16 protein-coding genes are annotated in these 18,908 nt (G+C 74.7%); 8 read left to right on the top strand and 8 right to left on the bottom strand.

Features of this window, described 5'->3' with window-relative positions; translation table 11 throughout:
• The first annotated feature begins 96 nt into the window (after window positions 1–96).
• Entirely contained in the window at window positions 97–1,287 is a 1,191-nt protein-coding gene (locus FIV44_RS17870; RefSeq protein ID WP_246086483.1) for a low temperature requirement protein A, read from the top strand.
• A 44-nt stretch (window positions 1,288–1,331) separates the two neighbouring features.
• On the opposite strand, the gene FIV44_RS17865 is transcribed toward FIV44_RS17870, so the two are convergent.
• The 4 genes from FIV44_RS17865 to FIV44_RS17850 form a co-directional block, all read right to left on the bottom strand.
• Complete coding sequence (locus tag FIV44_RS17865) at window positions 1,332–1,544, bottom strand: hypothetical protein (RefSeq protein WP_141005616.1); 213 nt, start codon at window positions 1,542–1,544, stop codon at window positions 1,332–1,334.
• Window positions 1,534–2,268: an alpha/beta fold hydrolase gene (locus tag FIV44_RS17860; protein ID WP_141005615.1), complete on the bottom strand. Its 735-nt coding sequence runs from the start codon at window positions 2,266–2,268 to the stop codon at window positions 1,534–1,536. The genes FIV44_RS17865 and FIV44_RS17860 overlap by 11 nt, the downstream gene beginning before the upstream one ends.
• A gap of 39 nt (window positions 2,269–2,307) precedes the next feature.
• Window positions 2,308–3,255: an alpha/beta hydrolase gene (locus FIV44_RS17855; RefSeq protein ID WP_141005614.1), complete on the bottom strand. Its 948-nt coding sequence runs from the start codon at window positions 3,253–3,255 to the stop codon at window positions 2,308–2,310.
• Between the two features lie 192 nt (window positions 3,256–3,447).
• Entirely contained in the window at window positions 3,448–5,178 is a 1,731-nt protein-coding gene (locus tag FIV44_RS17850) for an FAD-binding protein (protein WP_141005613.1), read from the bottom strand.
• 130 nt (window positions 5,179–5,308) lie between these two features.
• Between FIV44_RS17850 and FIV44_RS17845 the strand changes: the two genes are divergently transcribed.
• The 6 genes from FIV44_RS17845 (at window position 5,309) to FIV44_RS17820 (ending at window position 13,647) form a co-directional block, all read left to right on the top strand.
• Window positions 5,309–8,086, top strand: coding sequence for a helix-turn-helix transcriptional regulator (locus FIV44_RS17845; RefSeq protein ID WP_141005612.1), 2,778 nt, complete (start codon window positions 5,309–5,311; stop codon window positions 8,084–8,086).
• A gap of 178 nt (window positions 8,087–8,264) precedes the next feature.
• Window positions 8,265–8,948 (top strand): sigma-70 family RNA polymerase sigma factor, encoded by a 684-nt coding sequence (locus tag FIV44_RS17840; RefSeq protein ID WP_141005611.1) that lies wholly within the window; start codon window positions 8,265–8,267, stop codon window positions 8,946–8,948.
• A gap of 44 nt (window positions 8,949–8,992) precedes the next feature.
• A complete protein-coding gene (locus FIV44_RS17835) occupies window positions 8,993–11,794 on the top strand; it encodes a helix-turn-helix transcriptional regulator (RefSeq protein ID WP_141005610.1) in 2,802 nt (933 codons plus the stop codon).
• 67 nt (window positions 11,795–11,861) lie between these two features.
• On the top strand, window positions 11,862–12,131 hold the full coding sequence (locus FIV44_RS17830; RefSeq protein ID WP_141005609.1) for a DUF3040 domain-containing protein: 270 nt from the start codon (window positions 11,862–11,864) through the stop codon (window positions 12,129–12,131).
• Between the two features lie 14 nt (window positions 12,132–12,145).
• Entirely contained in the window at window positions 12,146–12,883 is a 738-nt protein-coding gene (locus tag FIV44_RS17825; protein ID WP_141005608.1) for an alpha/beta fold hydrolase, read from the top strand.
• Entirely contained in the window at window positions 12,880–13,647 is a 768-nt protein-coding gene (locus tag FIV44_RS17820; RefSeq protein WP_141005607.1) for an SDR family oxidoreductase, read from the top strand. Before FIV44_RS17825 ends, FIV44_RS17820 begins: the two co-directional genes overlap by 4 nt.
• Before the next feature lie 12 nt (window positions 13,648–13,659).
• Here the strand turns inward: FIV44_RS17820 and FIV44_RS17815 are convergent, their stop codons facing one another.
• Genes FIV44_RS17815 through FIV44_RS17800 form a run of 4 tightly spaced genes read right to left on the bottom strand, consistent with a single transcriptional unit; the run spans window position 13,660 to window position 17,953 of the window.
• The gene (locus FIV44_RS17815; RefSeq protein ID WP_141005606.1) at window positions 13,660–15,315 is read right to left on the bottom strand and encodes an AMP-binding protein; all 1,656 of its coding nucleotides are present in this window, start codon (window positions 15,313–15,315) and stop codon (window positions 13,660–13,662) included.
• Between the two features lie 21 nt (window positions 15,316–15,336).
• Window positions 15,337–16,080 (bottom strand): SDR family NAD(P)-dependent oxidoreductase, encoded by a 744-nt coding sequence (locus FIV44_RS17810; RefSeq protein ID WP_219996067.1) that lies wholly within the window; start codon window positions 16,078–16,080, stop codon window positions 15,337–15,339.
• Window positions 16,077–16,874, bottom strand: a complete 798-nt coding sequence (locus FIV44_RS17805; protein ID WP_141005604.1) for an enoyl-CoA hydratase-related protein — start codon at window positions 16,872–16,874, stop codon at window positions 16,077–16,079. Before FIV44_RS17805 ends, FIV44_RS17810 begins: the two co-directional genes overlap by 4 nt.
• On the bottom strand, window positions 16,871–17,953 hold the full coding sequence (locus FIV44_RS17800; protein ID WP_141005603.1) for an NAD-dependent epimerase/dehydratase family protein: 1,083 nt from the start codon (window positions 17,951–17,953) through the stop codon (window positions 16,871–16,873). Before FIV44_RS17800 ends, FIV44_RS17805 begins: the two co-directional genes overlap by 4 nt.
• A gap of 190 nt (window positions 17,954–18,143) precedes the next feature.
• Here FIV44_RS17800 and FIV44_RS17795 point away from each other — a divergent pair, with 190 nt between their 5' ends.
• Window positions 18,144–18,902 carry an SDR family NAD(P)-dependent oxidoreductase gene (locus tag FIV44_RS17795; RefSeq protein WP_246086482.1) on the top strand — a complete coding sequence of 253 codons (759 nt, stop codon included), beginning with the start codon at window positions 18,144–18,146 and terminating at the stop codon, window positions 18,900–18,902.
• Window positions 18,903–18,908: the final 6 nt, after the last annotated feature.

The raw sequence follows: 18,908 nt of genomic DNA, 5'->3' as shown, positions 1-18,908 counted from the left end.
GACCGTGGACGCACGGCGGCTGTGACAGCCCGGCGCCGTGTCCTATCACTGCGCGCCGGATGTCACGGATCGGCGGCCTGTCCGGTCGGAGCGCACGTGAGGACGCGTACTCCCCTGCACCTGCCCATGCGCGCGAGGACCACCGACGAGCGCCACCGGGTGGCGACGCCCCTGGAGCTCCTCGTCGACCTGACCTTCGTCGTCGCCGTCGCCCAGACCTCCGCGAACCTGGCCGAGCAGGTGGTCCACGGCCGGGTCGCCGGCGGGTACGCCGCCTTCACGATGGCCTTCTTCGCCATCTGGTGGGCGTGGATGAACTTCACCTGGTTCACCTCGGCGTACGACACCGACGACGTCGCCTACCGCATCGCCACCTTCGTGCAGATGGCCGGCGTGCTGGTCCTGGCGGCCGGCGTGGGCGACAGCTTCGCGTCCGGCCACCTCGTCACCGTGACGATCGGCTACGTGGTGATGCGCCTGGGCCTGGTGAGCCTCTGGCTGCGCGCCGCCGTCCAGCACCGGCCGGGCCGGCGTACCGCCCTCCGGTACGCCGCCGGGATCTCGGTGCTCCAGGGACTCTGGCTGCTCCGCCTGTTCCTGGGCGGCGGCGTCGCCGGCGACCTCGGGTCCTTCGTCGTGCTCGCCGGGCTGGAGATGGCGCTGCCGGTGTGGGCCGAGCGCGCCGGCGGCACCTCCTGGCACCCCCACCACATCGCCGAGCGCTACGGCCTCTTCGCGATCGTCCTGCTCGGCGAGAGCGTGCTGGCCGCGACCAACGCGGTGGCGGGCCTCGCCGACAGCCGGCCGCGGCTGCGGCTCGTCGCGCTCTCGGCCGCCGGCCTCACGATCCTGGTCGGACTGTGGTGGCTGTACTTCGCCGGTCCCGCGGGCGAGCTGCTGGAGGAGCGGAGGGCCTGGTCGTTCGTCTGGGGCTACGGGCACCTGGCCGTCTTCGCGGCGATCGCGGCGGTCGGCGCCGGCCTGGAGGTCGTGGTGCTGGCGACCGAGGCGGGCCACCACGACCCGCCGCCGGTCTCCGCCCACCTCGCGGCCGGCGCGGTGCTGGTCCCCCTCGCGCTCACGCTCGCGTCCCTCGCGCTGGTCCACCTGCCCGGCGGCCGCAGCCCGATCGCCGGCGCCGGTCTCGCGGTCGCCGCGACCGCGCTCGCGGCCCTCGCCTGGGCCGCCGGGACCATCGGCGCGGTACCGGCGGTCTGCGGCGCCGCACTGGTGGTGGCGGTCCTCGTGGCCGGCAGTGCGGTCGGCCGCACGGCCGGAGCGGCGTGAGCGGAGCACCGGGTGCCCGCTCACGCCGCTCGGTCCCGCCGGGCTCAGGCGGCACGCGGCGTGCGCGCCGTCTCCGGTGCGGGCATCAGGAACCAGTGGCGGTCGACGCACTGGATGCGCACGTGCTCGACCGGTCCGTCGGTCCCGATGAGGAAGCAGCGCTCGACGACCTCCGCCGGGCGCTCGCACTCCGGGCACGGCACGACCTCCAGGGAGGGCTCCCCCGAGGCCGCTCGGGCCCGTGCCTCAGGCCGCATCGGCCGCGGCCGTGGCGGACAGCGCCTCGAGGATGCTCGCGGCGACCTCCTCGGGCCGGGACACGGTGAGGGCGTGCGACGCGCCCGCCACCTCGCGGACACCGCGGGCGCCGGCCCGCTCGGCCTCGGCGCGCAGCGCGGCCGGGGGGATGTTGCGGTCCTCGTCGCCGAAGACGAACCAGGACGGCAGGGTCCGCCACGCCGGGCTGCCGGTGGGCAGCCCCTCGCTGAGCGCGAGCTCGGTGACGGGACGCTGCGTGCGTCCCATCTTGCCCGCCACCGGAAGCGGTACGTCGGCCGCGAACTGCTCGCGGAACCGGTCGAGCCGGATCGCGAACTCGTTGCCGCCGCTGCTGACCGGGTAGGCGACGAGTGCCTCGCCGAGCGTGCTGCCCGGGTGGCTGGTGGAGAGCGTCAGCGCGCTCTCGCCGGTGTCCGGCGCGAACGCGGCGACGTACACGAGACCGACGACGGCCGGGTTCTCGGCCGCGGCCTCGGTGATGACGATGCCGCCGTACGAGTGGCCGACGAGCAGGACCGGCCGGTCGAGGCCGGCGATCACGTCGCGGACGTAGGCGGCGTCGTTGGCGACGCCGCGCAGCGGGTTGGCCACGGCGATCGCCTCGACGCCCTTGCCGTAGAGCTGCTCGATCACTCCGTTCCAGCTGGCGGACTCGGCGAAGGCTCCGTGGACCAGGACGACGGTCGGGGACTGGTGGTTCATTGCGTTTTCCTCTTCTGTGTGGGTGGTGGGTCCTGCCGGTCAGGCAGGGGTGAACGCCTTGCGCAGGACGTGGACGGCCTGCTCGATCGCCGCGGTGCTGGCGGCGGACGTGCGCAGCGGGTTGAGCATCATGAAGTCGTGGATCGTCGCGTTGTAGCGGACGACGGTCGTCCGCACCCCGGCGGCGCCGAGCTTGCGCGCGTAGGCCTCGCCCTCGTCGCGGAGCACGTCGTTCTCGACCACGAGGACCAGCGCCTCGGGCAGGCCGGCGAGATCCTCCGAGGTCGCCCGCAGCGGCGACGCGGTGATCTCCGCGCGCCTCTCCTCGTCGGGGAGGTAGGCGTCCCAGAACCAGGCCATGGACTTCGCCAGCAGGAAGGGGCCCTCCGCGAACGCCGCGTAGCTCGCGGTGTCCTGGGCCGCGTCCGTCACCGGGTAGTACAGCGACTGGTGGCAGAAGGAGACGTCGCCGCGGCGCTTCGCCATGATCGTCAGCGCAGCGGCCATGTTGCCGCCCACCGAGTCGCCGGCCACGGCGATGCGGCTCCCGTCGAGGCCCTCCTCGGCGCCGTGGGAGGTGATCCACTGCGCCGCGGCGTAGGCCTGCTCGAGGGCGCGGGGGTACTGCGCCTCGGGCGAGCGGTCGTACTCCACGAAGACGACGGCCGCGCCCGCGCCGACCGCGAGCTCGCGGACCAGCCGGTCGTGGGTGCCGGCGTTGCCCAGCACCCATCCGCCGCCGTGGAGGTAGACGACCGCCGGGAGCGGCTCGGTGGCCGCCGGCGGCCGGACGATCCGGACCCGGACGTCGGCGACGGGCGACGTGACGTCGACCCACTTCTCGTCGACGTCGGGAACGGGCACGGGCTGTGCCTGGACGTCGTCGAGCACCGCGCGTGCCTGGTCCGGCGTCATCTCGTAGAAGTACGGCGGGTTCGCGGTCGCCTCCGCCATCTTCCGGGCCTCGGTCTCGAGGTGGTTGTTCATCTGTTCTCCCCTTTCCTGGGTGTCGTCGGTTTCGACAGGTCTCGGCTGCGGGTTGTGACGAGTCGCGGCGCCGGCTGTGCGCGTGCGGAGGAGCGCGGCTCCACGGCGACGACGCCGCGCAGGAGCGCCGCGTGCAGGCGTCGGCGGCGCGCCGCGCGGCCGGCGGCGGCGCGGGCGGTGGGCGTCATCGCGCTACTCGAGGAGCTTCCCCTCGGCGGAGACGTCGTGCATCAGCGCCGCGAGGTCGGTCGGGATCGGGGGGATGGCCTCCTGGCGCACGCCGGTCGACGGGGACCACACCAGGTTGACCTGCAGCTCGGGGTCGAGCTCGGGGAAGTCGGAGCGGTTGTGGCAGCCGCGGGTCTCGCGCCGCTCCAGGGCGCACAGGAGCGTCGCGCGGGCGGCGAGCAGGCCCGAGCGGAGGTCGTAGGCGTGTGCGAGGTCCTGGAACCCACTGATGTCGACATGGACGCCCACGTCGGCGGCGCGTGACTCGAGGTCCTCGAGCGCGGCCAGGCCCGCCCGCAGGCCGTCCTCGTCGCGGACGACGCCGGCGTGCTCGGTCATCAGGTTGCGCAGGGTGCGCTGCAGGGCGCGGACGTTCTGCCCGCCGTCCAGCGACAGCGTCCGGTCGACCTCGGCCTCCGCGTCCCGGACGGCGCCGAGCGAGCGGCGCTGACCGGTCAGTCCCGTCGAGTAGTCCCCGGCGGCCTGCCCGGCGAGCCGGCCGTAGACGAGCAGCTCGACCAGCGAGTTCCCGCCCAGCCGGTTGGCGCCGTGGAGCCCGCTGGCGGCCTCGCCGATCGCGTACAGCCCCTCGACGTCGGTCCCGTGGTCCTCGGGGCGGACCCAGACCCCTCCCATGGAGTAGTGCGCGGTGGGCGCGACCTCGATCGGGTCGCTGGTGATGTCCAGCATCTGCAGCTCGAGCAGCGTCTGGTGCACCCGGGGCAGCCGGGTGAGGATCGTCTCGCGCGGGAGGTGGGACAGGTCGAGCCACACCCCGCCGGCGTCGGTGCCCCGTCCCTCCTTGATCTCGGTGTACGACGCCAGCGCCACCCGGTCGCGGCTGGACAGCTCCATCCGCTCGGGGTCGTAGCGCGCCATGAAGCGCTCGCCGAGGCTGTTGAGCAGCACCCCGCCCTCGCCTCGCGCGGCCTCGCTGACGAGCGTGCCCGCGGCGTTCTCCGGCTCCAGGATCCCCGACGGGTGGAACTGGACCAGCTCGGCGTCGCGGAGCCGGGCGCCCGCCTCGACGGCGAGCCGCAGGGAGTCGCCGGTGTTCTCGTCGCGCCGCGACGACGTGCGCCGCCAGATCCGGGTGTGGCCGCCGGTCGCCAGGATCACGGCGTCCGCGTGGATGACGTACCGCGACCCGTCGACCAGGTCGAAGCCGTAGGCGCCGAACACCACGCCGTCGTCGACGAGCAGCTCGGTCACGTAGACGGTGGACAGCACCGGGATCGCGAGACGGGAGACGTGCTGCAGGAGGGCGCGCTGCACCTCGAGGCCGGTGTAGTCGCCCGCGAAGGCGGTCCGGCGGTAGGTGTGCGCGCCGAAGTACCGCTGGGCGATCCGGCCGTCCGGCTGGCGGTCGAACCGCATGCCGTACCGCTCGAGGTCGTGGATCCCCTGCGCCGCGCCCTGCGCCACGATCTGCACGGTGCGGGGGTCGGCGAGCAGGTAGCCCTCCTGCAGGGTGTCGGCCGCGTGCTGCTCCCAGGTGTCGGCGGCGTCGGTGGTCGCGAGGGCGGCGTTGATCCCGCCCGCCGCCAGCACCGTGTGGGCGTCGTCGAGCCCCCGCTTGCCCACCGCGAGCGCCGAGACGCCGGTCTCGGCGAGCTCGATGGCCGCCCGCAGGCCGGACCCTCCGGTGCCGATCACGAGGACGGACGTGGCCAGCTGGTGCTTCCGTGCGCGCATGCGGGACCTCCTGTGTGCCTGACGCGTACCTGCCGTACCGACCGCGCGGGCGCACTCCCCGTGACAGGGCGCTACCGTGCTCCTGGGACCTGCCGGGCGCCAGGTCCGCGACCGCCCCCGCAGGAGACCGATGAGCACTCCCCCGCTTCCCCACCTGGTCGGTCGGCGCCGCGAGTGCGCGGCGCTGGACGATCTGCTGGGCGCGCTGCGCGCCGGGGACTCCGCGGTCCGCGTGCTCCGGGGCGAGGCGGGCATCGGGAAGTCGGTCCTCCTCTCCTACGTCGCCGAGCAGGCGGCGGGCGTCACCGTGAGCCGGGCCCAGGGCGTCGAGGCGGACATGGAGCTCGCCTACGCGAGCCTGCACCAGCTCTGCGCGCCGTTCCTGGCCGGGATCGACGCGCTCCCCCCACCCCAGCGCGACGCCCTCCAGGTCGCGTTCGGGACGGCCGCCGGCGACCCGCCCGATCGCTTCCTCGTCGGCCTGGCGGTGCTCAGCCTCCTCACCCGGGCGTCCGAGACCCGGCCGGTGCTCCTGGTCGTCGACGACGCGCAGTGGCTGGACCAGGTGTCGCTGCAGACACTGGAGTTCGTGGCCCGCCGCCTCCTCGCCGAGGCCGTGGCCATGGTGTTCGCGGTGCGCGACCCGGAGGGGGCGGCGGTGCTGCTCGACCTCCCCCACCTGCCGGTCGGCGGCCTCGACGCGGGGGCCTCGGCCGAACTCCTCGCCGCCGTGTTCGGCGGGCGGCTCGACAAGCGGATCCGCGACCGGGTGGTCGCCGAGACCCACGGCAACCCGCTCGCCCTGCGCGAGCTCGCCCGCGGCCGGAGCGCCGCCGAGCTGGCCTACGGCGTCGAGGACGTCGAGCCGGTCTCGGTCTCCGGCCGGGTCGAGCAGGACTTCGCGCAGCGCGTCGAGGCGCTGCCGGCCCAGACCCGGAAGCTCCTCCTGCTCGCGGCCGCGGAGCCGATCGGCGACGCCCGGCTCCTGGTCCGCGCCTCCGAGGCCCTCGGCATCACCCCGGACGCCGCCCCCGCCAAGGCCGCCGGGCTGGTCGAGTTCGGCGAGTCCGTCCGGTTCCGCCACCCGCTGGCGCGCTCCGCGGTCTACCGCCACGCCGACCCGGCCGAGCGTCGCTCCGCCCACCGGGCGCTGGCGGCCGCGACGGACCCGGTGCTGGACCCGGACCGGCGCGCGTGGCACGCCGCCCAGGCCGCCGCGGGACCCGACGAGGAGGTGGCCGCCGGGCTGGTCCAGGCCGCCGGCCGCGCCCGGCAGCGTGGTGGCGTGGCCGCCGAGGCCGTGCTCCTCGAGCGCGCCGCCGTCCTCACGCCGGACGCCTGGGCGCGAGGTAGCCGGGCGCTGGCGGCGGCCGAGGCGCACTTCTCCGCGGCCTCGCTGGACCGGGCGACGGAGATGTCCGCGCTGGCCGACCTGTGCCCGCTCGAGCCGCTGGACCGGGCACGGCTGACCCGCCTGCGCGCCCGCATCCTGTTCACCCGCAGCCGCAGCGACGAGGCCGCGCCGCTGCTGCTCGACGCGGCCGCACGGTTCGACGACACCGGCTCCCCGCTCGCGCGGGAGACCTATCTCGAGGCCATCAGCGCGACCGTGTTCGCCGGCCGGGTCCACGGCCCCTCCGGCGCCCGCGCGGCGGCCGTCGCCGCCCGCTCCGCCCGGGTGACCGCCTCCGGCTCGGCCGCCTCCGACCTGCTCCTGGACGGCGTCGCGACGCTCCTCGCCGACGGACACGAGCCCGGCATCCCCGCGCTGCGCCGGGCGCTCGAGCCCTTCGTGGGCGAGGAGCTGGACGGCCGCGACGCGATCATGCGCTGGCTGCTGCTGGTCCCGGTGGCGCTGGAGGCCTTCATCCACTACGCGTGGGACCTGCCCGCGTGGGACGCCCTCTCAGGCCGGGCCGTGCGGCTGGCCCGGGACATCGGCGCGCTGGGCGTGCTGCCGCCCGCCCTCATCTACGCCGGCGGCGTCCGCATCCACCACGGCGACTTCGCCACCGCCGACGCGATGATCAACGAGGCCGACGCGATCGCCACGGCGACCGGGAACGCCCCGCACAAGTACGCCGCGCTGGTGCTGGCCGCCTGGCGGGGCGAGGCAGGCCCCGCCGCGGGCGTGATCGACGAGGCGCGGGTGAGCGCCACACAGCACGGCGAGGTCTCGCTCCTGGGGGTCACCGGCTACGTCCAGGGCGTCCTCAACAACGGTCTCGGGCGCTACGAGGAGGCGCTGGTCGCGGCACGCGCCGGCATCGAGCACGACGGCTTCAACTTCACCGGGCTGTCGCTGGTCGAGCACATCGAGGCCGCGGCGCGCTGCGGCGAGCTGGCCGAGGCCCGCGAGTCCCTGGCCCGGCTGACCGAGCTCACCGAGCCGGTCCCGTCGGGCTGGGCGCGCGGCGTCCGGGCCCGCAGCCGGGCGCTGCTCGCCGAGACCGACGACGTCGACGCGTCGTACCGGCACGGCCTGGAGCTGCTGGCCCAGGACCGGGTCGTGGTGGAGGTCGCCCGGACCCACCTGCTGTACGGCGAGTGGCTGCGCCGCAGCCAGCGGCGGGCCGAGGCGCGGACCCAGCTGCGCACGTCGTACGAGATGTTCGACGGCATGGGCGCGCGGGCCTTCGCGGAGCGGGCGCGCCGCGAGCTCGAGGCCACCGGCGAGCACATCCGCGTGCGGGAGTCGCAGCCGGCGACGCGGCTGACCCCGCAGGAGTCGCAGATCGCGGTGCTCGCGGCCGGCGGGATGACCAACCCGCAGATCGGCGCGGAGCTGTTCCTCAGCCCGCACACGATCGAGTGGCACCTCCGCAAGGTGTACACGAAGCTGGGCGTGGGCTCGCGGCGCGAGCTGCCCGCGGCGCTGGAGGCCCTGGGCCTGGCCACGCCCGCCTGACCCCGGGACCCCACGCGGCGCACCAGGGTGGTGCGTGGTCCCCGGGGTCTCGTGGCCCGGGTGGCCACGTACCGGGCCAGGGGGTCGACCACGCGACTCCGGGGCGCGGTGCGCCCCCGTGGGCGCGAAGGGTGGAGCACACGGCACCGAGAGGGCCGTTCACAGGAGGAATCCACCCATGTCTCTCCCCATCCCGAGTACGACGGCCGGGCCCGGCGCACCGGCATCCCACGAGCCGGCGCTCGCCAGCTTCCTCGCCCTGCGGCCCCACCTGTTCCGCATCGCCTACCGCGTGACCGGCGACGCCTGCGGCGCGGACGACGTGGTCCAGGAGGCATGGCTGCGCTGGCAGCGCACCGACCTGGAGGCGATCCGGAACCCGGCCGCCTTCCTGACCACGACCACGACCCGCCTCGCCATCAACGTCATCCAGTCGGCCCGGCACCGCCACGAGGTCGCCATGGACGCACCGGTCTCGGAGGTCCCCGACGGGACCCAGGACCTCACCCTCGGGGTCGAGCAGGCCGGCGACGTGGCGGACTCCCTGTGGCTGCTGATGGCGCGCCTGTCACCGGCCGAGCTGGCGGCGTACCTGCTGCGCAAGTGCTTCGACTACAGCTACCACGACATCGCCGACCTGCTCGGCACGAGCAGCCCGAACGCACGACAGCTCGTGCACCGGGCCCAGCCGCGGATCCGGACCGGGCGGGACCGCCCGGTCGACCGGCTGGCGCACCGCCGGCTGACGACGGCCTTCGCGGCGGCGGCGGGCGGCCGCGGCCTCGACGACCTGGAGCGGCTGCTCTGCCAGGGGACCTGGCAGCGGAACACGGCACAGCAGGAGCAGTCGCGAGCCGCCTGAGCGCCGCCCGGGACCCGCGCCTGCCGGTAGGCTCCCCAGCAGCCATGGAGCGAACGACTGGGGCGCACGGAGGCCTGCTCGGCCGGCGCCGCGAGTGCACCGCCCTCGACGAGCTCGTCACGAGCGCCAAGGGCGGACACGGTGCCGCCCTGCTGGTCCACGGCGACGCCGGGATCGGCAAGACCGCCCTGCTCGACCACGTCCAGGAGCACGCGTCCGGCTGCCGGGTGATGCGCATCTCCGGGGTCGAGGCCGAGGTCGAGCTGGCCTTCGGCGGGCTGCACCAGCTCTGTGCGCCGCTGCTCCGCAACCTCGACCGCCTCGCGGAGCCGCAGCGCAGCGCGCTCGAGACCGCGTTCGGGATGAGCGCCGGCGACCCGCCGGACCGCTTCCTCGTCGGCCTGGCGGTCCTCAACCTCCTCGCCGACGCCGCCGCCACGCAGCCCGTGGTGTGCCTGGTCGACGACGGTCAGTGGCTGGACCAGGTGTCGGCCCAGACCCTGGCCTTCGTGGCGCGGCGGCTGCTCGCCGAGCGGGTCGCACTCGTGTTCGCGCTCCGCGAGCCGATCGCCGGACACCCCCTCCAGGGCCTGCCCCGGATGCTCGTCGAGGGGCTCGGCGACCCCGACGCCCGCGCCCTGCTCGCCCGGACCAGCCCGGGACGCTTCGACGACCGCGTGCTCGACCGCATCCTGGCCGAGGCGCGGGGGAACCCGCTGGCCCTCCTCGAGCTCCCCCGCGGCCTCACCGCGACGGAGGAGGCCGGGGAGCCCGGCACACCCCAGGCCCTCCCGCTCGCCCACCAGATCGAGCGCGGCTTCCTGGACCGGATCGAGGAGCTGACGCCCGCCACCCAGCAGTTCCTGCTCACCGCGGCGGCCGAGCCCGCCGGCGATCCCGCCGTGCTGCGGCGGGCGGTGGCGCTGCTCGGCATCGAGTTCGAGCCCGCGGCGGCCGAGGCCGAGGCGACCGGGCTGGTCCTGGTCCGCAGCATGGTCCGCTTCCGCCATCCCCTCGTGCGCTCGGCGGCGTACGGCACGGCCTCTCCCACCCGCCGCCAGCAGGTCCACCACGCCCTCGCCGAGGCCACGGATCCCGACCACGACCCGGAGCGGCGGGCCTGGCACCTGGCGAGCGCCGTCCCCGAGGCGGACGAGGCCGTCGCGGCCGGGCTCGAGCAGGCCGCCGAGCGCGCTCGTGCCCGGGGTGGCATCGCCGCCGCGGCGGCGTTCCTCGACCGGGCCGCGCAGTTGACCCCGGACCCGGCGAGGCGCGGCTCCCGCACCGTGGCGGCCGCCCAGGCCAAGACCCAGGCCGGGGCGTTCGACCAGGCCGTCGAGCTGCTCGACCTCGCCCGGTTCGCGCCCCTCGGCGAGTACGACGCCGCCCAGGCCGACCTGGCCCGCGGGCGGATCCTGTTCGCCTCGCAGAGTGCGAGCTCCGGCCTGCCGCTGCTGCTCTCCGCCGCGCGGCGCCTGGAGCCGCTGGACCCCGCCCTCGCCACCGAGACCTACCGCGACGCCATGTACGCGGCGCTGACCGCGGGCCAGATGGCCGGGGAGGTCGGCCTGCCCGAGGTGGCGGCGGCCGTGCTCGGCATGCCCGAGCCGCTGACGCACCGCCGCGTGGACCGGCTGCTCCGGGGCATCGCACTCGTGGTCGCGGAGGGGTACGCCGCCGGCGTACCCCTCGTCCAGCAGGCCCTGACCCAGCTCGGCCAGGGACCCACGCTCGGCGCGGACGAGGGCGTCGGCTGGCTCCCGCTGGCGTGCCGGGCGGCGCACGACGCCTGGGACTTCGGCAGCTGGACGACCTTCTCCACCACGCTGGTGGAGCTGGCGCGGGAGCTCGGGGCGCTGGCGGTGCTGCCGTCCGCCCTCCTGCTGCGACTCTCGGCCCGGGTGTACGCCGGGGACCTGGTCACCGCGGAGTCGCTGGCCGCCCAGGCCGCGACCCTGGGCGAGATCACCGGGAGCAGCTTCTTCGCGCACTACGGCGCCCTGGTCGTCGCGCCGTGGCGCGGACAGGAGACGGAGACCCAGCGCGCGATCGACGCCGTGGCCCAGGACGTCCAGCTGCGCGACGACGGGAAGGCGATCACCGCCAGCGAGTGGTCCGCCGCCGTGCTGTTCAACGGGCTGGGCCGTCACGAGGAGGCGCTCGCCGCGGCCCGACGCGGTGCGGCCCATCCCGCCGAGATGGGCCTGTCCACCTGGTCGATGCTCGAGCTCGCCGAGGCCGCGGCGCGGCTGGGCCGACCCGAGGAGGCGTCCGCCGCGGTGGCCGACCTCCGCAGCCGCGCGGAGGCCGGCCGCACCGACTGGGCGGCCGGCACCGCGGCGTACGTCACGGCGCTGGTGAGCGAGCCCGACGCCGCCGAGCCGTACTACCGGGAGGCGCTCGAGCGGCTCGCGCCGGCGCAGGTCGGCATGCAGGTGGCGCGGGCGCATCTCGTCTACGGCGAGTGGCTGCGCCGGCAGGAGCGGACGCCCGAGGCGCGGCGGATGCTCGGGCGGGCCCACCACCTGCTGACCCAGATCGGCGCGACCGCCTTCGCCGAGCGTGCCCGCCGCGAGCTCGCCGCCACCGGCGCCGCCGCGCCGCGGCCGGCACCTCCCAGGGTCCCCGACGCGCTCACGACGCAGGAGGCCCAGATCGCCCGGCTGGCCGCCGACGGCCTGAAGAACGCCGAGATCGGCGCGGAGCTGTTCATCAGCTCCCACACCGTCGACTGGCACCTGCGGAAGGTGTTCGCGAAGCTCGGGGTCCGCTCGCGCCGCCAGATCGGGGCCGCTCTCGCAGCGCGGGACCAGGGCGGCCGGGACCAGGGAGAGCGTCACAGCTGAGGCCGGGCCGCGGTCGATCAGGTACGACATCCGCGACACCCGCGGCGACCGACCCCGGTGACGACTCATGCTGAACGATTGGGAAAGACGCTCCCTCGCCTCCATCGAGGACGAGCTGCGCCGCGACCGGCACCTGGCCGCGCTCCTGGAGCGCCTGGGCGAGCCGGAGGGCCGGCGCGCCGCCTTCGCGCGGCGGTTCTACCCGCTCGGCTACCTCGCCTGCGCGGTGGCCTACATGGTGGCCTCCACCGGGCTCGGCGACGGCAGCGTGCTGTGGTCGGGGCTGCTGTGCGGCCTCGGCCTGTGGGGTCTCGTCGAGTGGCGCGCCCGGCCCTGAGGACAGGACATCCCATGACCCCCACCATCGTGCTCGTCCACGGCGCCTGGTCCGACACGTCGGCCTGGGCGCCGGTGCTGCGGCGGCTCCACTCGCTGGGGTACCCCGTCCTGGCGCACCCCTGCCCGCTCCGCTCCCTGGCCGGCGACGCCGTACACCTGCAGCAGCGGCTCGAGACCATCGACGGTCCCCTCGTCCTGGTCGGGCACTCGTACGGCGCCGGCGTCGTCGCCAACGCCGTGACCGACGACCCGGACGTGCAGGCGCTCGTCTTCGTCAACGGACTGGTGCCGACCGAGGGGGAGACGATCACCGAGCTCGTCGGGCACGACTCGATCTACTCCGCCGACGCCGCGGACCGAGCGCTCGACATCGTCCCGCGCCACCACCGGCGCCGGTGGGACAGCGACTGCTACCTCCCGGAGCGCACCTTCGTCGACACCTTCGCCTCGGGACTGCGCCGGGCGCACCGCCAGGTCCTGTGGGCGGCGCAGCGGCCGATCTCGCTCGGCGCGCTCGACGAGGTGTCCGCCATGCCGGCCTCGGACCGGCTCCCGAGCTGGTTCCTCATCGGCACCGAGGACCGCGTCCTCCCGCCGGAGACTCAGGAGGCGATGGCGGCCCGCGCGGGCGGGACCGTCGTCCACCACCGGGCCGGACACCTCGGTCACCTCGCGGACCCGGACGCCGTGGTCCGTGTCGTCACCGCGGCTGTCACGGAGACCGGCCCCGTCCGGTCGGAGTGGGCATGAGGATCGTCATCGCCGGAGGAACCGGCCGACTGGGAGCACGCATCGTCGAGTCGCTGGCCGACCACGGGCACGAGGTGGTCGTCGCCAGCCCGAGCCGCGGCGTCGACGCACTGTCCGGCCGCGGGCTCGAGGACGCGCTCGCGGGCGCACAGGTGCTCGTGAACGCGGTCAACCTGCCCCGCCGGACGCCGTACCGCGAGGCGTTCGCGTTCTTCGACACGACCACGAGGAACCTGCTGACGGCCGCCGGCCGGGCCGGCGTCGAGCATCACGTCCTGCTCTCGATCGTCGGCGCGGACCGGGTCAACAGCCCGTACTTCCGCGGCAAGGAGGTCCAGGAGCAGCTGGTCCGGGCCCGCGGCGTGCCCTACACCATCGTGCGCTCCACGACCTACCTCGAGGCCCTCCGGGCATCCCTCGTCAGCGCCCCGGAGTCCGCCGCCGTCCACGTGCCCGACATCCGCGTCCAGCCGGTCGCGGGCGCGGACCTCGCCCGGATCATGGCGCACAGCGTCGCCGCGGACCCCCAGGGCGGGATCGTCCAGGTCGCCGGCCCCGAGGTCATGTCGTTCCCCCGCCTGGCCACGGAGTTCCTGCGCGCGACCGGCGACATGCGCCGGGTCGTCCCGGACACCGGCGCCGAGTACCTCGGCACCACCTTCGGCCCCGGCGAGGCCACCCTCGTCCCCGACCTCCGGGTGGGCGCGACCACGCTCCAGCAGTGGCTCGTGACCGCCGCGGCGTACGCCGCCCGCGGGGCGTGACGCGTCCGGCCGTCAGCGCAGCGGTGGGAACGGCGGCAGCTCGCTCTTCTGCACCTTGCCCGAGGCGGTCATCGGGAGTCGGTCGAGGTGGCCGACCCGCTCGGGCCACTTGGTCTTGCTCACGCCGAGCTCGGCGAGATGCCCGGTGACCTGCTCCTTGCTGAGCGGTGCGCTCCCCGGGGCGGCGACCAGGTAGATCCCGATCCGCTGGCCCAGGACGTCGTCCGGCACCGGTACGACGGCGGCCGCCGCCACCCCCTCGTGGGTCAGCACGAGCTGCTCGACCTCCATGGCGCTGATCTTCAGCCCACCTCGGTTGATCACGTCCTTGACCCGGTCGACGTAGCGGACGAAGCCCTCGGGACCGACCTCGCAGATGTCGCCACTGCGGTACCACCCGTCGGGAGCCAGGTCCCGGGAGGTGGCGTCAGGGTCGTTGAAGTAGCCCAGGAACACGTGGGGTCCGCGGGTCGCGTAGGCGCCGGTCGCGGACCGGCCGGGCCGCCAGGGCCGGCCGCCGATGGCGAGCTCGGCGCCGGGGAAGGGCCGACCGTCGTACCCCTCACGGAACCGGTCGGCGTCCTCGGGTCGGTTCAGGGTGTGGAGAGGGGCCTCGGACTGCCCGAAGCCGCGCAGCACGGACACCCCGATCTCGGCCCGGGCCCTCCTGACGACGTCGGGCGGGATCGGGGTGCCGCCGCAGACGAAGTAGGTCAGTGACCGCAACGGCTCGACGGCGCGCCTGCCCTGGTCCAGCAGACCGGTGAGGAAGGGGGTGGCGCCCACCGTGTAGTGAGCACGCTCGCGCGCCACGATCCGCAGCGCCTCCTCGACGTCCCAGCGCTCCTGCAGGACGAGCGGCGAGCCGGCGAGGAGGGAGACGAAGAGGCCCAGGACCAGGCCCGCGGTATGGGTCACCGGGCTGGGGATCCACAACGGCGTCGACTCGTCCAGGGTCAGGGCGTCCCTGAGCCAGGCGGGCGCGACGAGGTCGGTGTTGTGGGTGTGCACGACGGCCTTGGGGAGCGCCGTCGTGCCGGAGGTGAAGGTGAGGCGCGACAGGGCGTCGGGGTCGGGCCGGAGCCCCGCGGCGGCGGGGGCGTCGACGCTGCCCACGCCGCGGACGCGCTCCAGCACGGGTGCGTCGGCGGCCACGTCGTCGCCCGGCCCGACGTGCGGGCCCGCGACCCGGAGCACGGTACGGACGTGCGGGACCTCCTCGCGCACCTGCGCCACCTCGTGGCGGTAGTCGCGGCCGCCCACCCGCACCGGAAGGATCCAGGTGTCGGCACCGCTCACGCGGAGCATGTGGATCACGTCGCCGCTGGCGTACGAGTAGGCGGTCGGCACCAGGACCGCACCCCGTCGCTGCGCCGCCAGGTAGAGGGTCACGAACTCGGCCCAGTTCGGGAGTTGGAGGGCCACCCGGGACCCGGGGCCGACGCCGAGCTCGCGCAGCACACCCGCCGCCGCACCGACCTGGGCGTCGAGCTCGGCCCACGTGAGCCGCGCTCCCGTGCCGACCACCGCGAGGCCGCCGGGACGGGCGGCGACGTGCCGGCTCAGCAGGTCGGCCAGGGTGAGGTCGGCCCAGCTGCCGCCTGCCTTGTGCGCCGCGATCGTCTCCGCAGGGTAGGCGTCGCGCGCATGGACGGGTGCATCTGCCACGAGAACGTCTCTCCCGCCGGTCTAGGAGCTCATGGACAGGCCGCCGCTGACGCTGAGGGTCTGCCCGGTCACGTAGGAGGCCTCGTCGGTGGCCAGGAAGTAGAGCGCCCGCGCCTGCTCGTCGGGCGTCGAGATGCGGCGCATCGGGACGGCGCGGATGGTGCGGTCGACGACGCGGTCCTGGTCGGCCTGTGCCCGGAGCAGCGGGGTCTCGGTGGGCCCCGGAGCCGTGGCGTTGACCCGGACGCCGTGCCGCGCGACCTCGCGGGCGACGGACTTCACGAATCCGATCACGCCGGCCTTGGCGGCGGCGTACAGCGTCTCGCCCACGGTGCCGACCTTGCCGGCCTCGGACGCGGTCAGCACGATGCTGCCGCCTCCGGCCGGAACCATGACCTCGAGTGCGGCACGGGTGAGGTTGATGCTGCCCATGAGGTTCACGTCGACCACGCGACGCCAGTACTCCGGCTCCTCCTCGAGGAAGGGATGCGTCTCGGTCCAGCCGACGGTGGACACGACGGCGTCCACGCCGCCGAGGTGACGGGTCGCCGCGGCGAGCAGCTCCCGGCAGGACCGCAGATCCGTCGCGTCGAAGCCGATCACCGCCGGGTCGCCCCCGAGGGCCCGGACGGCGGCGCCGGTCTCGTCGAGGCGGTCGACGGAGAGGTCGGCGAGAGCCAGGTGATGGCCGCGCTCCGCGAACAGCGCCGCCGTGGCGGCGCCGATGCCGCTGGCGGCGCCGGCGACGAGGACCCGCGACGTCATCCCCATGACGAGAAGTCCGGCTTGCGCTTCTCCATGAAGGCGTTGGCCCCCTCGGCCTGCTCGCCCGAGGAGATGAACTCCGGGTTGACCTCCTGCAGGAGCGAGACCGAGTCGAGGCGCTCGCGCACGGGCAGCAGGCTGTCGTCGAAGGACCGCTTGACCAGCTTGAGCACGGTCGGGCTGAGGTCGATCATGTCGTCGCACCAGCGACGCACCTCGGCGTCGAGGTCGGCCAGGGGGACGACGGCGTTGACGAGTCCCCACTCGAGGGCCTGCTGGGCGGTGTACCGCCGGCAGAGCATCCAGATCTCCTTGGCCCGCTTGATGCCGATGACGGAGCGCAGGTGGGCGACGATCCAGCCCTCGGCGGGACTGCCGACCCGGGGGCCGTTCTGGCCGAAGACGGCGTGGTCCGCCGCGATGGTGAAGTCGGCCATGTAGGCGAGGTGGTTGCCGCCGCCGATCGCGTAGCCGTTGACCCGCGCGATGATCGGCTTCATGCACTCGCGGTAGACCTCGTACAGCCGCTTGTTCACCCGGGCGAACGCCGTCTCGTCCTCGGCCAGGGCCTCGTTCTCCGTCGACACGTCGCCGCCGGCGCAGAAGGATCGCTCGCCGGCGCCGGTGAGCACGATGACCCGGACCGCGGGATCCTGGCCGGCGCGCTCGATGAGGGCCGTGATGTCACGGAGCGTCTGGATCGTGAAGGCGTTCAGGACGCGGGGGCGGTTGATCGTGATCGTCGCCACCTGGCGGTCGACGTCGTACAGCAGCTCTTCGTTGTGGTCTGTCACGGACGCGATGCTCGTGGGTGGTCGTAGGGGTGGCCATAGGTGTTTCCGGCGAATGGGATGCCGGCGAGCCGATCGGCGTACTCCGCCGCCGCGTGCCGGTAGGCGTCCTCGGCGGCGTAGTCGAACGGGTCACCGAGCTGGCGCTCCTCCTCCCCGCCGGGCCGCGGCCGGTGGCGTGCGTACCACTCGGCGGTCCGCCGCAGTCCCTCGTGGGTGGGGACCGGCTCGACGTAGCCGAGCTCCCGCCGGATCCTCGAGGTGTCGAGCAGCTGGTGTCGCATCGAGGGAGCGCGGTCGGGGAGGTCGTTGAACAGCTCGCGGCCCACGCCCCAGAAGTGCCCCGGCTGCCCGGAGCGGGCCGGGAAGGTCACCAGCTCGACCTCGACCCCCAGGTGGCCGGCCAGCACGGCCACGGTGTCCGCGTCGGAGAGCACGTCGGCGTCCGCCACGTTGTACGCGCGGCCCGCGCTCGCCTCCGGATGGTCGACGACGCTGAGGACGGCGTGGGCGGCGTTGTCCACATAGGACCGGCTCTCGAGCGTGAGGCCGCCGTCGAGGACCGGGATCCACGTGCGGCCGTCGAGGAGCCGGCGGATGATGCTCCACTCGCGCGGCGCCAGCTGACGCGGCCCGTACATGGTGGCGAACCGCAGATGGGTCAGCGAGAAGTCTCCCCGCTCGTGGTGCGCGAAGACGGTCTCCTCGGTCTCGAGCATGCGACGGAACATCGTCGGCTCCGTCAACCGCTCGTGCGCCTCGCCCGCGGGACGTGAGTCCGTCCGCAGGTACGACGGCCCACCGACGCTGATCACCCGCTCCGTCCTGCCCACCAGCGCCGGGGCGAGCAGGCGGAGGCGGCCGTACATGCACACGGCGACGTCGTAGCTGCGGCCCGAGAGCGCGGACTCGATCGACTCCGCGAAGTGGGGGTCGGCGTGCAGGTGCGCGACCTCGTCGGGGAAGGGCGCCTCGTGCGTGCCTCGGTGGAAGACCGTGGTCTCGAAGCCACGCTCGACGAGTCCCGCGACGATCTGGGGTCCGGTCGGGCCGGTACCCCCGACGACCAGTGCCTTCGGCATGTCCGCTCCAGTGCTGTCAGGTCGGGCGACGACCGGGGCGGCCGGTGTTCCGACGAATGGGGTGCGGCCTTGATCCGGGCAGGCACCCGGTCGAGGCTCCGGTGCATTGGTAACCGGACCTGCTCCCGGTGTCAGCGCCGTGGCCCGGCGTGCGGAACAGGTCTCCAGCCCGTGAGGAGTCGCGTTGTCGGTGCTCGAGAGGTTCTCCCTCGCCGGGAGGGTGGCGGTGGTGACCGGCGCCTCGTCCGGGATCGGCGCCCGGGTCGCCGTCGACCTGGCGGGGGCCGGTGCCACGCTCGTCCTGGCGGCGCGTCGCCCCGACCGACTCGAACGGGTCGCGGAGGAGATCCGCGCGCTGGGCGGGGACTGCGCCGCCGTGGTGGCGGACGTATCCGTGCGGGAGGACTGCGAGCGGGTGGCGGCGGAGGCGGCGCAGCGGTTCGGCGCGATCGACGTCCTGGTCAACAACGCCGGCGTGGCGTCCGCCGTCCCGGCCCTGCGGGAGACGGAGGAGGAGTTCCGCGCGGTGGTCGACCTGAACCTGGTCGGGACCTTCTTCATGTCGCAGGCGTGCGCGAGCCGGATGCCCCGCGGCTCCTCGATCGTCAACATCGCCAGCGCCCTCGCGCTCACCACGGCGGGGCTGCCGCAGGCGGCCTACTCCTCCAGCAAGGCCGGGGTGCTGGGCCTGACCCGCGACCTGGCCCAGCAGTGGACCGGACGCCGGGGCATCCGGGTGAACGCCATCGCCCCAGGCTCGTTCCGCACCGAGATGACAGGCACCTACGACGAGAGCTACGAGTCGTACCTGGTCGAGCATCGCGTCCTCGCCGGACGGCTGGGTGAGGCCCACGAGCTGTCCGGGGCGGTGCTCTTCCTCGCGAGCGACGCCGCGGCGTACGTCACCGGCGTCGTCCTGCCGGTGGACGGCGGGCTGCTGGTGACCTGAGGGCAC

Source organism: Nocardioides humi (genome assembly GCF_006494775.1).
Taxonomy (GTDB): Bacteria; Actinomycetota; Actinomycetes; order Propionibacteriales; family Nocardioidaceae; genus Nocardioides; species Nocardioides humi.
The sequence above is the reverse complement of the archived record's forward strand: the minus strand, read 5'-3'. Positions and strand labels throughout refer to the sequence as shown.

What these genes read in the sequence shown, in the direction of transcription:
- FIV44_RS17800 (WP_141005603.1), bottom strand. Translation starts at nt 17,953, where the DNA reads ATGCCGAAGGCACTGGTCGTCGGGGGTACCGGCCCGACCGGACCCCAG.
- FIV44_RS17850 (WP_141005613.1), bottom strand. Translation starts at nt 5,178, where the DNA reads ATGCGCGCACGGAAGCACCAGCTGGCCACGTCCGTCCTCGTGATCGGC.
- FIV44_RS17810 (WP_219996067.1), bottom strand. Translation starts at nt 16,080, where the DNA reads ATGACGTCGCGGGTCCTCGTCGCCGGCGCCGCCAGCGGCATCGGCGCC.
- FIV44_RS17860 (WP_141005615.1), bottom strand. Translation starts at nt 2,268, where the DNA reads ATGAACCACCAGTCCCCGACCGTCGTCCTGGTCCACGGAGCCTTCGCC.
- FIV44_RS17830 (WP_141005609.1), top strand. Translation starts at nt 11,862, where the DNA reads ATGCTGAACGATTGGGAAAGACGCTCCCTCGCCTCCATCGAGGACGAG.
- FIV44_RS17855 (WP_141005614.1), bottom strand. Translation starts at nt 3,255, where the DNA reads ATGAACAACCACCTCGAGACCGAGGCCCGGAAGATGGCGGAGGCGACC.
- FIV44_RS17825 (WP_141005608.1), top strand. Translation starts at nt 12,146, where the DNA reads ATGACCCCCACCATCGTGCTCGTCCACGGCGCCTGGTCCGACACGTCG.
- FIV44_RS17865 (WP_141005616.1), bottom strand. Translation starts at nt 1,544, where the DNA reads ATGCGGCCTGAGGCACGGGCCCGAGCGGCCTCGGGGGAGCCCTCCCTG.
- FIV44_RS17840 (WP_141005611.1), top strand. Translation starts at nt 8,265, where the DNA reads ATGTCTCTCCCCATCCCGAGTACGACGGCCGGGCCCGGCGCACCGGCA.
- FIV44_RS17835 (WP_141005610.1), top strand. Translation starts at nt 8,993, where the DNA reads ATGGAGCGAACGACTGGGGCGCACGGAGGCCTGCTCGGCCGGCGCCGC.
- FIV44_RS17820 (WP_141005607.1), top strand. Translation starts at nt 12,880, where the DNA reads ATGAGGATCGTCATCGCCGGAGGAACCGGCCGACTGGGAGCACGCATC.
- FIV44_RS17845 (WP_141005612.1), top strand. Translation starts at nt 5,309, where the DNA reads ATGAGCACTCCCCCGCTTCCCCACCTGGTCGGTCGGCGCCGCGAGTGC.